Origin of the sequence: Streptomyces sp. NPDC016640, from assembly GCF_043076215.1 — a bacterium.
In the GTDB taxonomy this organism is placed as follows: Bacteria; Actinomycetota; Actinomycetes; order Streptomycetales; family Streptomycetaceae; genus Streptomyces.
This window is the reverse complement of record NZ_JBIBRG010000004.1, coordinates 233,567-245,760: the sequence shown is the minus strand read 5'-3', so window position 1 is coordinate 245,760 and position 12,194 is coordinate 233,567. Positions and strand designations below refer to the sequence as shown.

At 73.1% G+C, this 12,194-nt stretch carries 11 protein-coding genes and 1 pseudogene; 8 read left to right on the top strand and 4 right to left on the bottom strand.

Going from position 1 to position 12,194, the window contains the following annotated elements; translation table 11 throughout:
* Window positions 1-6: 6 nt before the first annotated feature.
* Complete coding sequence (locus ACF07S_RS10855; protein ID WP_391974022.1) at window positions 7-444, top strand: hypothetical protein; 438 nt, start codon at window positions 7-9, stop codon at window positions 442-444.
* Window positions 416-640: pseudogene (locus tag ACF07S_RS10850) on the top strand (integrase); the annotation flags it as partial. The gene ACF07S_RS10855 and the pseudogene ACF07S_RS10850, both read left to right, overlap by 29 nt.
* Window positions 641-1,197: 557 nt before the next feature.
* Here the strand turns inward: ACF07S_RS10850 and ACF07S_RS10845 are convergent.
* Window positions 1,198-1,620 (bottom strand): YjbQ family protein, encoded by a 423-nt coding sequence (locus ACF07S_RS10845; protein WP_391964179.1) that lies wholly within the window; start codon window positions 1,618-1,620, stop codon window positions 1,198-1,200.
* Between the two features lie 83 nt (window positions 1,621-1,703).
* On the opposite strand from ACF07S_RS10845, the gene ACF07S_RS10840 reads away from it, so the two are divergent.
* Window positions 1,704-2,819, top strand: coding sequence for an NAD(P)-binding domain-containing protein (locus ACF07S_RS10840; protein ID WP_391974021.1), 1,116 nt, complete (start codon window positions 1,704-1,706; stop codon window positions 2,817-2,819).
* A 16-nt stretch (window positions 2,820-2,835) separates the two neighbouring features.
* On the opposite strand, the gene mltG is transcribed toward ACF07S_RS10840, so the two are convergent.
* Both mltG and ACF07S_RS10830 read right to left on the bottom strand, forming a co-directional pair.
* The gene (gene mltG, locus ACF07S_RS10835) at window positions 2,836-3,684 is read right to left on the bottom strand and encodes an endolytic transglycosylase MltG (RefSeq protein WP_391974020.1); all 849 of its coding nucleotides are present in this window, start codon (window positions 3,682-3,684) and stop codon (window positions 2,836-2,838) included.
* A 43-nt stretch (window positions 3,685-3,727) separates the two neighbouring features.
* Entirely contained in the window at window positions 3,728-5,530 is a 1,803-nt protein-coding gene (locus ACF07S_RS10830) for an ABC transporter ATP-binding protein (protein ID WP_391964340.1), read from the bottom strand.
* 106 nt (window positions 5,531-5,636) lie between these two features.
* Here ACF07S_RS10830 and ACF07S_RS10825 point away from each other — a divergent pair, with 106 nt between their 5' ends.
* The 5 genes from ACF07S_RS10825 to ACF07S_RS10805 all read left to right on the top strand — a co-directional run bounded on the left by ACF07S_RS10825 (window position 5,637) and on the right by ACF07S_RS10805 (window position 11,325).
* Window positions 5,637-6,101 (top strand): MarR family winged helix-turn-helix transcriptional regulator, encoded by a 465-nt coding sequence (locus ACF07S_RS10825; RefSeq protein ID WP_391964182.1) that lies wholly within the window; start codon window positions 5,637-5,639, stop codon window positions 6,099-6,101.
* Between the two features lie 271 nt (window positions 6,102-6,372).
* Entirely contained in the window at window positions 6,373-8,205 is a 1,833-nt protein-coding gene (locus ACF07S_RS10820) for an ABC transporter transmembrane domain-containing protein (protein WP_391974019.1), read from the top strand.
* The gene (locus tag ACF07S_RS10815) at window positions 8,202-9,983 is read left to right on the top strand and encodes an ABC transporter ATP-binding protein (RefSeq protein ID WP_391974018.1); all 1,782 of its coding nucleotides are present in this window, start codon (window positions 8,202-8,204) and stop codon (window positions 9,981-9,983) included. The genes ACF07S_RS10820 and ACF07S_RS10815 overlap by 4 nt, the downstream gene beginning before the upstream one ends.
* Window positions 9,984-10,548: 565 nt before the next feature.
* Window positions 10,549-11,019: a DUF5709 domain-containing protein gene (locus ACF07S_RS10810; protein ID WP_391964185.1), complete on the top strand. Its 471-nt coding sequence runs from the start codon at window positions 10,549-10,551 to the stop codon at window positions 11,017-11,019.
* A gap of 51 nt (window positions 11,020-11,070) precedes the next feature.
* On the top strand, window positions 11,071-11,325 hold the full coding sequence (locus ACF07S_RS10805) for a type B 50S ribosomal protein L31 (protein WP_391964186.1): 255 nt from the start codon (window positions 11,071-11,073) through the stop codon (window positions 11,323-11,325).
* Window positions 11,326-11,345: 20 nt separating this feature from the next.
* Here the strand turns inward: ACF07S_RS10805 and ACF07S_RS10800 are convergent, their stop codons facing one another.
* Window positions 11,346-12,140 (bottom strand): metal-dependent hydrolase, encoded by a 795-nt coding sequence (locus ACF07S_RS10800; protein WP_391964187.1) that lies wholly within the window; start codon window positions 12,138-12,140, stop codon window positions 11,346-11,348.
* Between the last annotated feature and the right edge of the window lie 54 nt (window positions 12,141-12,194).

Genomic DNA, 12,194 nt, shown 5'->3' with positions numbered 1-12,194 from the left:
AGCAGTATGAACGACCGGCTGACGCCACACTGGCTGGAGATCTTTGAGAACTGCGGTCTCGAGATCGTGGAGGATCAGACGCACGACGGACCTCCCGTCAATGCCGCGCTCTACGCGGTGAACGGGGTCGAGGTCCGGCCGTCGGCCGAGGTCTCCGACTCGGACCCTCAGGCCCTGGAGAAGCTGAGCAGGGAGTGGCACCGGCGGGCCGAGCCTGCGCGCTTGTTCATGGAGAGCGGCGATTTCCTGGTCCTGCCCCCTGGATCCGGCGGGAGCAAGGTCGGCTGGGTGCGGGTGAGGGACCGGGTCGGCGAGAACCTTCCCTCGCGTGTCGCCGCCGCGACGGGCGCCCCCGAGTTCATCGCCGTCTCGGTGGACGGACGTCATCTGTGTGCCTCCACGGTGGAGGACGACGACTACTGGGTGGTCGTGCACGAGTTCTGAGGCCCGGAACCTCGCCGCCGACCTGGGCACGCGTATGGGGTCCCTACGCTTCCTGCTGCGTGACCGCGACGGCAGGTAAGGCCAGTCGTTCGATGCTGTCTTCGAGGCCGAGGAGATCGCGATCCTCAAAAGCGCGCCGCAGGCCCCTCGGATGAACGCCCACTGCGAGCGGGTGATCGGCACCATACGGCGCGAGGCCCCCCGCCCCGCTCGGGCTCGGGCCCGCGTCCAACCCTGCGACCTATGTCGACAACCCGCACACATGGTGTGATCCTGTGGGGCTCGTAAAGTCATCGAGATCCCATGCTCCGTGGTGCCCGTACGTGACGAGCATCTTCTTCTCGTCCCGCATCTTGTAGCCGGTGTTCAGGCAGTCGACGACATTGCGGCCGAGCCGGTCGGTCCACCGCTGCCGCGACCAAGGCGTCGTACGGGCCCCTCTCGTCACGGAGCCACGGGCCCAGGCTCGGGCGGGTCACGGGATCCGTGGCGCCGGAGACCTCCCGGTCGTCCGCCCAGCCGATGATGTGCGCCCCGACGGAGACGGCGGCAGTGAGCACGTTCTCGCGCTGGCGCTCAGGCGAAGACGTCGCCGGTTTCACGCGCGACAGCCGCCGCACTCCGAGCAGGCACGTGCCGCATCCGCTGTAGGGACGTTCGACCGCGTTGAGGTCCGTACCGCGCATTTCTTCTCTCCGTTCGAGCGCGCATGGTACGGAGAATCGGCGGCACGCCCCAGCTGAACGATCTTGGTCAGCCGAGGAACGACAGACGCACCTGCCGGTCGGGGTTGTCCTTGTTGGTGTCGACCAGGCACACCGACTGCCAGGTGCCCAGTTCCAGACGTCCGCCCAGCACCGGCAGGGTCGCGTGGGGCGGGACGAAGGCGGGCAGGACGTGGTCGCGGCCGTGGCCGGGGCTGCCGTGGCGGTGCTGCCAGCGGTCGTCGGCGGGGAGCAGGGTGTGCAGGGCGGACAGGAGGTCGTCGTCGCTGCCCGCGCCGGTCTCGATGACGGCGATGCCGGCCGTGGCGTGCGGCACGAAGACGTTGAGCAGGCCGTCGCGGCCGGCCGCCGCCTCCCGCAGGAAGGACGCGCAGTCGCCGGTGATGTCGACGACCCTCTCGGCGGATCCGGTGGCGACGGTGAGGACTCGGGTGGTGAAGGCATCGGACATGTGCTCCATCCTGGCCCATCCACCGGGCTTCGCACGGCAGCGGGGGCGGGAAGATCCACGGCCTCCGCACTGTTGGTAGAAGCGTGAACAATGTGCGCGAGGTCGAGGTGGTCGTCACGGGCGCCGGGCAGGCCGGACTGGCCGGCGCCTATCATCTGCGGCGGGCCGGGTTCGAGCCGGACCGCGACTTCGTGGTGCTGGACCACTCCCCCGGCCCCGGCGGCGCCTGGCAGTTCCGGTGGCCCTCACTGACGTACGGCAGGGTGCACGGGATGCACGCGCTGCCCGGCATGGAGCTCACGGACGCCGATCCGGCGCGGGCCTCCTCCGAGGTGATCGGCGAGTACTTCGACCGCTACGAGCGGACCTTCGACCTGCGGGTACGGCGCCCGGTGGACGTGCGGGCCGTGCGGGAGGGGTCCGGCGGACGCCTGCTGGTGGAGACCTCGGACGGCACCTGGGCGACGCGCGCGCTGATCAACGCCACCGGGACCTGGGACCGGCCGTTCTGGCCACGCTATCCGGGCCAGGAGACCTTCCGGGGGCGGCAGTTGCACACCGCGCAGTATCCGGGGCCCGAGGCGTTCGCCGGGCAGCGGGTGGTCGTGGTGGGCGGTGGCGCCTCGGGCACCCAGCACCTGCTGGAGATCGCTCCGTACGCGGCGGCCACCACGTGGGTGACCCGGCGGCCCCCGGTCTTCCGGGAGGGGCCCTTCGACGAGGAGGCCGGGCGGGCGGCCGTGGCCCTCGTCGAGGAACGGGTGCGGCAGGGGCTGCCGCCGCGCAGTGTCGTCTCGGTGACGGGGCTGCCGCTCGACGACGCGATCCGGCGGGGGCTCGCGGACGGCGTACTCGACCGGCTGCCCATGTTCGACCGGATCACGCCCGACGGCGTGGAGTGGGCAGGGGAGTCCCCCCTGCCCGAGCACGGCCGGGAGTCCGGGGGAGGGCGGCGGGTGAGGGCCGACGTCATCCTGTGGGCCACCGGCTTCCGGCCCGCCGTGGACCATCTCGCCCCGCTGCGGCTGCGGGAACCGGGCGGCGGCATCCGGGTCGAGGGCACACGCGCGGTCGCCGACCCGCGCGTCCACCTGGTCGGCTACGGCCCGTCGGCCAGCACCGTCGGCGCCAACCGGGCGGGACGGGCGGCGGTGCGGGACATCAGGCGGCTGCTGGCACGGGAACCGGCCGCGGTGTGACGGCCGGGCCGCCTGCTCACCGCTGCGGCCGGGCGGTCGTCTTCTTCTGCCGGGCGTTGAACTCGGCGACGTTGCGCTGGTGTTCCGCGTAGTCGGCGGTGAAGCGGGTGTCGCCCGGCTCGACCGTGACGAAGTACAGCCAGTCGCCCGGGGTCGGGTTGACCGCGGCGCGCACCGCGTCCTCGCCGGGGTTGTCGATCGGGGTCGGCGGGAGCCCCATGCGCTGATAGGAGTTGTAGGGGCTGTCGATCCTGGTGTCGGCCTCCGTCGTGCGCGCCGCCGAGCGGCCCAGGGCGTAGTTCACGGTCGAGTCCATCTGCAGCGGCATCCCGCGTTCCAGCCGGTTGAAGACGACCCGGGCCACCTTGCCCATGTCCGCCTTGGCGGCCGTCTCCGCCTGGACGATGCTCGCCACGGTGACGGCCTGGTAGACGTTCATCGCGTTGCGCTGCGCACCGGCGGCGACCGGGGCTCCGTTGAACTTCCGGTTGGCGGTGGCGACCATCCGGGACAGCAGTTTCTCCGGGGTCGCCTTCTCGTCCAGCGGATAGGTCGCCGGGAAGAGGTAGCCCTCCGGATTCCCCCCGGCCTCGTCCGGCAGCTTCAGGTCCGCCTTGCCCAGGGACTTCCTCGTGGTACCGGCGGGCAGGGCGAGGACCTGGTCGACGGCGGCGTAGACCTGGCTCGCCCGCCAGCCCTCGGGGACCACCAGGGTCGTGGGGCGGGACTCGCCGTCGTCGTCCGTGATCAGCAGCAGCGGAACCGCCACGACGGTGCCGGCCACGAGGGCGCCGATCACCGCGAGGGCGAGACGGCCCCGGCGCGTCAGTCGAATCGTGCTCCGTGACGGAGTGTTCATCTGCATGCGGGCACGGTAACCCGCATGTCGCCATAAACCCGGCATATTTTCATTTTGTCAGCTCCGGTCGGGCGTCCCGGCGGACGAGGGCCGCGTACCGCCCGTCGCGCCCCAGCAACTCGTCGTGGGTGCCGCGTTCGACCGCCCGGCCGGAGTCGAGCACCACGATCTGGTCGGCACCGCGGATGGTGGACAGCCGGTGGGCGATGGTCAGCGTGGTGCGGTCGGCGGACAGCGCGTCGATGGCCCTCTGGACGGCGGCCTCGGTGCGGGTGTCCAGGGCACTGGTGGCCTCGTCGAGCACCAGGACCGGCGGGTCGCGCAGGATGGTGCGGGCGATCGCCAGACGCTGCTTCTCACCTCCGGAGAAACGGTGCCCGCGCTCGCCGACCACCGTGTCGTACCCGTCGGGCAGGGCGGCGATGTGGTCGTGGATCTGGGCCGCCTTCGCCGCCGCGTGCAGCTCCTCGTCGGTGGCGCCGGGTTTGGCGAAGCGCAGGTTGTCCGCGACCGAGGCGTGGAAGAGGTACGTCTCCTGGGAGACGACGCCCACCGCGCGGGCCAGTGTGTCGAAGTCGAGGTCGCGGACATCGATCCCGTCGAGGGTGACCCGGCCGCCGGTGACGTCGTAGAGCCGGGGCACCAGGTGACCGAGGGTGGACTTGCCGGCCCCGGTCGGTCCGACGACGGCGAGGCTGCCGCCCGGTGGGACGGTGATGTCGATGCCGTCGAGGACGGGGGCGTTCTTCTCGTCGTAGCGGAAGGTGACGTCCTCGAAGCGGACCTCGCCCTTGATCCGGTCGAGGTGCACCGGGTCCTCTCGCTCGGTGATGTCGATCGGAAGGTCGAGGTACTCGAAGATGCGCTGGAAGAGCGCGAGCGAGGCCTGGATCTGGACGCCGGTGGACAGCAGACTCACGGCCGGGCGGAACAGGCCCTGCTGGAGCGACACGAAGGCGACGATGGTGCCGATGGAGACGTCCGGGCCGCCCGTCCGCAGGGCGATGCCGGCCGTCCAGTAGATGACGGCCGGCATGGCGGCCATGACGATCGTGATGACCGCCATGCGCCAGCGGCCGGCCATGTTCGACCGCACCTCCAGGTCGACCAGGCGCTCGGACTCGTCCGAGAAGGCGCGGGTCAGGGAGTCGGACCGGCCCATGGTGCGGCCGAGCAGGATGCCGCTGACGGAGAGCGACTCGGTGACCGTCGCGGCCATCGCGGCCATCTGCTTCTGGCGTTGGGTGGTGATCTTCTTCCGCTCGTTGCCGACGCGGCGACTGATCCAGACGAAGACCGGCAGCAGGACCAGCGACACGGCGGTCAGCCGCCAGTCGAGCGCGATCATCGCGACGACGGTGGCGACCACGCTGGTGAGGTTGGAGACCAGGGAGGTCGCCGTGGAGGTCACGGTGGCCTGCATGCCGCCGATGTCGTCGGCGATGCGGGACTGGACCTCGCCGGTGCGGGTGCGGGTGAAGAAGGCGAGCGACATGCGCTGGAGCCGGCCGTAGACGGCGGTGCGCAGGTCGTGCATGACGCGCTGGCCGACGGTCGTGGAGATCAGGGTCTGGAGCACGCCGAAGACGCTGGTGAGGACGGCGCTGAGGATCATGCCGAGCGCGAGCAGGGTGAGCAGTCCGGTGCGGCCCTCGGGGATCGCGACGTCGAGGATCGCCTTCAGCAGGAACGGTGTGGCGACCGAGACCAACGACGCGGCGCCGACGAGCAGACCGACGATCGCCAGGCGTCCCCGGTAGGGGCGGAAGAGTTCCAGGATGCGCCGCGTCTGCCGGGGCTGCTCCGGCGCGTCGGCGGGCGGGGTCCGGTCGGGTCCGTGGTCGGGGTGCATGGTCTCCTTCGGGACGGGCTGCGGCGGGTGGTGGCCCGAGGGCCAGCGGAGCATAACTCATTGTTACCTATACTCACAATGAACTTCATCCTGTTATTGTTCCCGTATGACCGCCCCCGATCCCGACGGCCTGCTGGCCGAGCAGCTGCTTCGGCTCACCCGCCGGGTGCACCGCATCCAGAAGCGCCATCTGGAGCGGCGCGAACTCGGCATCACCCCGGCCCAGTCACGGCTGCTGCGCACCCTCGCGCACTACGCGTCGCCGCCCCGCATGGCCGATCTGGCGGAGCGCCTGGAGGTGGTCCCCCGAGCGGTGACCACTCTGGTGGACGGGCTGGAGGCGAACGGCAAGGTGCGGCGGGCACCGGATCCCGCCAATCGGCGGGTGATCCGGATCGAGCTCACCGACGACGGGCGCGCGGCGCTGCGGGGAGTGCGCGCGGCGCGCCGGTCCGCCGCGGAGGAGATCCTGGCCCCGCTGGGGGAGGAACAGCGCGAAGTGCTGGGCGGGTTGCTGAACACCCTGATCGACGGGACGGCCGCCGCGGAGTGCGGCGGGACGCCCGGATGACGCGGCGAGTCGTCCGGTGACGCGTTGAGACGTCCGAGTGACGCGTGGGGGACGGCCCGCCGGCGGTTCACGTACCCGGTTCCGGGCGGTGGCGCGGAAAACCGTTTGCCTCCCCGTACGCAGCGGCGTCAACCTGTCACGGTTTGCTGTTCCCGTCCGCGGAGGCGAGCGGGCACGCCCTCGGTCCCCGCCGCCTCCACGGCTGCCGTTTCCGCCGCCCCGTCACCGCTTCCGTTTCCGCCGCCCCCCTGATTCGAGTCACTGGGACGTCATGCAGATTCAAGACCTTCCGTTCCCCGATCCGGGTGCGCCCGACACGCGCTCGGGTCCCCGTTTCCTGTGGTGGCTCTTCCGGGGGCAACTGTCCGGGCAGCTCACGTCGTTGGCCTGGGGCCTGCTGCACTTCGCCTCCGTCGCCTCGCTGCCGTTCGGCGTCGGGATCGCCGTCCAGGCCGCGGTCGACCGCTCCGGGGGCCGGTTGGCGCTGGCCGGCGGCCTGCTGGCGCTGGCCTGCGCCGGCAGCGCGGTCGGCGACACCTTCCTGCACCGCGCCGCCGTCACCAACTGGATCACCGCCGCCGCCCGCGTCCAGCAGCTGCTGGCCCGCAAGGCCGCGACGCTGGGTTCCGCGCTGACCCGGCGGGTCGCCGCCGGTGAGGTGGTGGCCGTCTCGACCGGTGACGTGGAGAAGATCGGCTGGTTCGTGGAGGCCCTGTCGCGGTTCACCGCGGCGGCGGTCACCATCGTGCTGGTCTGCGCCGCCCTGGTCGTCTACCAGCCGGCGCTCGGTGTCGTCGTCGCCGTGGGACTGCCCGTGCTGGCCCTCGCGGTGCTGCCGCTGCTGCCGCGGGCCACCCGGCGGGCGGACGTCCAGCGCGAGAAGGCCGGACGGGCCACCGAGCTGGCTTCGGACACCGTCGCCGGGCTGCGCGTGCTGCGCGGCATCGGCGGCGAGGAACTGTTCCTCGACCGCTACCGCCGCGCCTCGCAGGAGGTGCGCCACGCCGCCGTGCGCAGCGCGCGCATGTGGTCCCTGATCGCCGCGATCCAGGTGCTGCTGCCGGGTCTGCTGCTGATCACGGTGGTCTGGTACGGCGTCCATCTCGCCCGCGAGGGCCGGATCACCGTCGGTGAACTGGTCACCGTCTACAGCTCGGTCATGGTGCTGACGTATCCGCTGCGCCACTTCGAGGAGATCGCCATGGCGTACTCCTTCTCGCGTCCCTCGGCCAAGCGGGCCGCGGGGGTGCTGGCGCTGGAGCGTGCCACCGACGCCGCGGGGTCGCGTGCGGCCGAGCCCCCGACCGGTGACCTGTACGACCCCCGGACGGGTCTGCTCGCCCCCGCGGGCCGGTTCACCGCCGTGGTGTGCGGGGATCCCGACGCGGCGGGACGACTGGCCGAACGGCTCGGCGGGCACGCCGCGGAGCAGGGCACCTCGGTGCTGCTCGGCGGGGTGCCCCTCGACGAACTGCCCCTGGACTGCGCCCGCGGCGCCGTGCTCGTGCAGGACAAGGATCCGGTGCTGCTGTCGGGAACCCTGCGCGAACTGCTCGACGTGCCCGCGTCCGGTGCGGTCGCCCCGCGGGACGCGCTGGACGCCGCGCAGTGCGCGGACGTGCTGGCGGCCCTGGCGCAGGGCTCGCTGGGCGCCGGCGACCCGATGGACGCCCGGATCACCGAACGCGGGCGGTCCCTGTCCGGCGGCCAGCGCCAGCGGCTCGCGCTGGCCCGGTCGCTGGTCACGGACCCCGAGGTGCTCGTCCTGGACGAGCCGACCTCGGCCGTCGACTCGCACACCGAGGCCCGTGTCGCCCAGGGCGTGCGCGAACTGCGCGCCGGCCGCACCACCGTGGTGTTCACCTCGTCCCCGCTGCTGCTGGACCGCGCCGACCGGGTGGTGTTCCTGCACGGCGACACCGTCGCGGCGGTCGGCGGCCATCGCGAACTGGTGCGCACCGACCCCCGGTACCGGGCCGTGGTGACGCGCGAGACCGAGGACGAGGCCGCGCCGGCGGAGGTCACGGACGGGGACGGCGTGCCGCGCGAGGACGCGGTCCTGCACCGGCTGGAAGAACTGGAAGAGATCGAGGAGACAGCATGATCGGCGTGGCGCCACCGGCCTACGACCCGGCGGCCCCGACCGCGGCCAGCACCCTGCCGGTCGGTGCGGCCGCGACCGTGCGTGCCTACGTGGGGGAACTGCTGCGCCGGCACCGGCGGGCCTTCCTGCTGCTGGTCACCGTGAACACGGTCGCCGTGGTCGCCTCGATGGTGGGCCCGTACCTGCTGGGCGGACTGGTGGAACGGGTCGCGGACAAGGAGCGGGAGCTGCATCCGGGGCCGACGGCCGCGCTGTTCGTGCTCGCGCTGGCCGTGCAGGCCGCGTTCGTGCGGCAGGTGCGGTTGCGGGGGGCGATGCTCGGCGAGCGGATGCTGGCCGATCTGCGCGAGGACTTCCTGGTGCGCTCGGTCGGACTGTCACCGGGTGTGCTGGAGCGGGCGGGCACGGGTGATCTGCTGTCGCGGATCACGACCGACATCGACCGGCTCGGCAACGCGATGCGCGAGGCCGTGCCCCAGCTGGCCATCGGCATGGTGTGGGCGGTGCTGCTGCTGGGCGGACTGGTCGTCACGGCGCCCGAACTGGCTCTGGCCGTACTGGTCGCCGTGCCGCTGCTGGTGGTCACCTGCCGCTGGTACTTCCGGCGGGCGCCGGCCGCCTACCGCTCGGAGGCCGCCGGGTACGCGGCCGTGGCCGCCGCGCTCGCCGAGACCGTGGACGCGGGACGGACCGTGGAGGCGCACCGCCTCGCCGCGCGTCGCGTGGCCCTGTCGGACCAGCGGGTCAGGGAGTGGACGGCCTGGGAGCGCTACACGCTCTGGCTGCGGTCGGTGCTCATCCCCGTCATCAACATCACCCATGTGACCGTGCTCGGCTCGGTGCTGATGATCGGCGGTGTGTTCGTCCTGCAGGGCTGGATCGGTGTCGGCCAGCTGACGACCGGCGCGCTGATCGCCCAGATGCTCGTCGACCCGGTGGGGCTGATCCTGCGGTGGTACGACGAGCTGCAGGTGGCGCAGGTGTCGCTGGCCCGGCTGGTCGGGGTCCGGGAGATCGAGCCCGACGCCGGTGACGCCGAACTGGTCCCCAAGGGCCGCCGGGTGCACGCGGACGAGGTGCGTTTCGGTTACCAGGAGGGCGTGGACGTCCTGCGCAAGGTGTCCCTCGAAGTCGCCCCCGGAACCAGGCTGGCGCTGGTCGGCCCCTCGGGCGCGGGCAAGTCCACCCTGGGCCGGCTGCTCGCCGGGATCTACGCGCCCCGGGACGGGCGGGTCACCCTGGGCGACGCCGAGCTGTCCCGGATGACCGCGGAACGGGTCCGGTCGCATGTGGCCCTGGTCAACCAGGAGCACCACGTCTTCGTGGGCTCCTTGCGCGACAACCTGCGGCTCGCCCGCACGGACGCCGGGGACGCGCAGCTGTGGGCGGCGCTCGGGGCGGTCGACGCGGACGGCTGGGCGCGGGCGCTCGACGACGGCCTCGACACCGAGGTCGGCTCGGGCGGGTTCGCGCTCACCCCGGCCCAGGCGCAGCAGATCGCGCTGGCCCGGCTGGTGCTGGCCGACCCGCACACGCTGGTCCTGGACGAGGCGACGTCGCTGCTCGATCCGCGCGCGGCGCGTCATCTGGAACGCTCCCTGGCGCGCGTGCTGGACGGCCGGACGGTCGTCGCCATCGCCCACCGCCTGCACACCGCCCACGACGCGGACGTCATCGCCGTCGTGGAGAACGGCCGCATCAGCGAGCTGGGCAGCCACGACGAGCTGGTCGCGGCGGACGGGGCGTACGCGGCACTGTGGCGGTCCTGGCACGGGTGAGTGAGGCGGCGGTGGGGGGGGGGGGGGCCCCCCCCCCCCCCCCCCCCCCCCCCCCCCCCCCCCCCCCCCCCCCCCCCCCCCCCCGCGGGGCCGGGGGGGGGGGGGGGGGGGGCGCGGGGGCGCCCCCCCCCCCCCCCGCCCCACCCCGTCCACCGCACCACGGCGGAGCCGCTCCGGACCGGGCGGGCGTCGGGGCGGTCCTGGCTGGTCCCCTGGTCGCTCCGGGAGGGGTGGTGCGGTCCGGAGCCGGGACCGCGGTGGGGTGCCGTAGCCGTGCGGGGACCGCGGCGGGGTGCCGTACCGGTGCGGGGTCGCCGTGCCCGGGGGCGGTCCCGGTTCCGCCGGCCGACCGCTGACCGGGACGGCGGGAGGCCCCGTACGCGGCGCCCGTGCGGCCGTGCCGTTGCGCGGTGGACAGCCCGGGTGGAACGCTGGAGTCAGGCACCGGCTCGGGGAGCACCCGGCATTCCGGCGGACCGGACACGGGTGGTGCCAGTGCCCCGTGCGGACGGCCCGGCACGGACCGCGGCGGGAACGGGCCCGGCCTCACCCTCTGGAGGTACCCGTGAACAGCGCCGACGGTTGGGGAGACGACGTCTACCAGCCCGACGCGTCCGACATCCAGGACGACGCCGGGCTGCTCGACGCCGAGGACACCCTGGAGAACGACGGCGTCGCCGATCCCCTCGACCGGGGCTGGTCCCCTCCGGAGCGGCCCTGGGCCGTGGAGCACTACGGCGTGACGGCGGCCGAGCGCCACGAGGGCGAGACGCTGGACCAGCGGCTCGCCGAGGAGCTCCCGGACCCCGCCGCCTTCGACGGCGACGGTCTCGGCGATTCGTCGGGCACCGACGGGGAACTCCTGGACAACGAGGTCGGCGCCGCACGCTCCGGCCGGCTCGTCGCCCCCGACGAGGGGGCGCACGAGGACGAGGAGGAGGCCCTGGTCGCCACGGACGTCGGCATCGACGGTGCGGCCGCCTCCGCCGAGGAGGCCGCGATGCACGTCGTCGACGAGGACACCCTGCCCGGCTGAGCCCGCCGCTCCCCCGCCACGGCGCGGGTCCGAGCCGCCCGAGGAGTTGCCATGCAGCAGGACAAGCACCCCGACTACCGCCCCGTCGTCTTCCGCGACCGTGCCGCCGGTTACGCCTTCCTCACCCGGTCCACCGCGACAAGCGACCAGACCATCGAGTGGGACGACGGCGAGACCTATCCCGTGGTGGACGTGGAGATCTCCTCGGAGAGCCACCCGTTCTACACCGGCAAGGCCCGGACCGTGGACACCGAGGGCCGCGTCGCACGCTTCGAACGGCGGTACGGCGGTGAGGGCTCCGGCTGAGCCGGGGACGTACGCGTCGCTCAGATGACGTTGAGCGCCGCCGCGCAGCCCACCCCGCCCAGCAGCATGAACACCGGCATCAGCACCCTCAGCTCCACCCAGCTGCCCGCACGGAACCGCAGCGCCCTGGGCGGGCCGACCGGGTACCAGCGCTTGCGGCCCACCGGTATCGGCCACAGGATCGGGCAGCCCGAGACGGTCAGCGCGTCCCCGATGTCGTGCACCAGCGCGCCCAGCACGACCGGCAGGCCCAGCCACAGGTACTCCTGGCCCGGCGCGGTGAACAGCCAGTCCGCGCCGTTGCCCGGCTGGTCGAGCACACCGGCGAGGATCCAGGCGCTGGTCGCCGCGAGCAGCCACACCAGGACGTCACTGCTGGAGCCGCGGGTCGCCCGCCACAGCAGGCCCTCGATGGCCAGCACCATGTGCGCGAAGAGGATCGCCAGCACCGCCCAGCGGCCGCCCGTGATCGCGAGGACCGCGGTGCCGGCGCCGATCAGGACGGCCCACAGCCAGGTGTGCGTGAGCGTGCGGTGCCCGCCGGAGCGGCGTGGGTCGCCCTGCTTCCTGGTGGCCTTGTAGACGGCGTAGGACAGCTTGTCGACGATCTCGCACAGCCACCGGGACAGCGGCCCGAAGGCCCGCGAGATGGTGGCCGCCTTGTGGTCCAGGTCCGGGGCGAGGGCGGCGCCGGCACAGATCAGGGCACCGGCCAGGAGCACCGGCCAGGGCATGGCGTGCCCGGCCGCGGCCGCCGCCGCGCCGACCCCGAGCCAGGCCGCGGCGCCCGACAGTGAGTGCGCTGGTCCCATCATCGCCGTTGCCCGCCCCATTCCTCGTTCGCCGCCGTCCAGCCGGCCGGACGCGTG

Coding starts and splice junctions, on each gene's coding strand:
- ACF07S_RS10855 (WP_391974022.1), top strand. CDS start 7: ATGAACGACCGGCTGACGCCACACTGGCTGGAGATCTTTGAGAACTGC.
- ACF07S_RS10845 (WP_391964179.1), bottom strand. CDS start 1,620: ATGTCCGATGCCTTCACCACCCGAGTCCTCACCGTCGCCACCGGATCC.
- mltG (WP_391974020.1), bottom strand. CDS start 3,684: ATGCAGATGAACACTCCGTCACGGAGCACGATTCGACTGACGCGCCGG.
- ACF07S_RS10830 (WP_391964340.1), bottom strand. CDS start 5,530: ATGCACCCCGACCACGGACCCGACCGGACCCCGCCCGCCGACGCGCCG.
- ACF07S_RS10825 (WP_391964182.1), top strand. CDS start 5,637: ATGACCGCCCCCGATCCCGACGGCCTGCTGGCCGAGCAGCTGCTTCGG.
- ACF07S_RS10820 (WP_391974019.1), top strand. CDS start 6,373: ATGCAGATTCAAGACCTTCCGTTCCCCGATCCGGGTGCGCCCGACACG.
- ACF07S_RS10815 (WP_391974018.1), top strand. CDS start 8,202: ATGATCGGCGTGGCGCCACCGGCCTACGACCCGGCGGCCCCGACCGCG.
- ACF07S_RS10805 (WP_391964186.1), top strand. CDS start 11,071: ATGCAGCAGGACAAGCACCCCGACTACCGCCCCGTCGTCTTCCGCGAC.
- ACF07S_RS10800 (WP_391964187.1), bottom strand. CDS start 12,140: ATGATGGGACCAGCGCACTCACTGTCGGGCGCCGCGGCCTGGCTCGGG.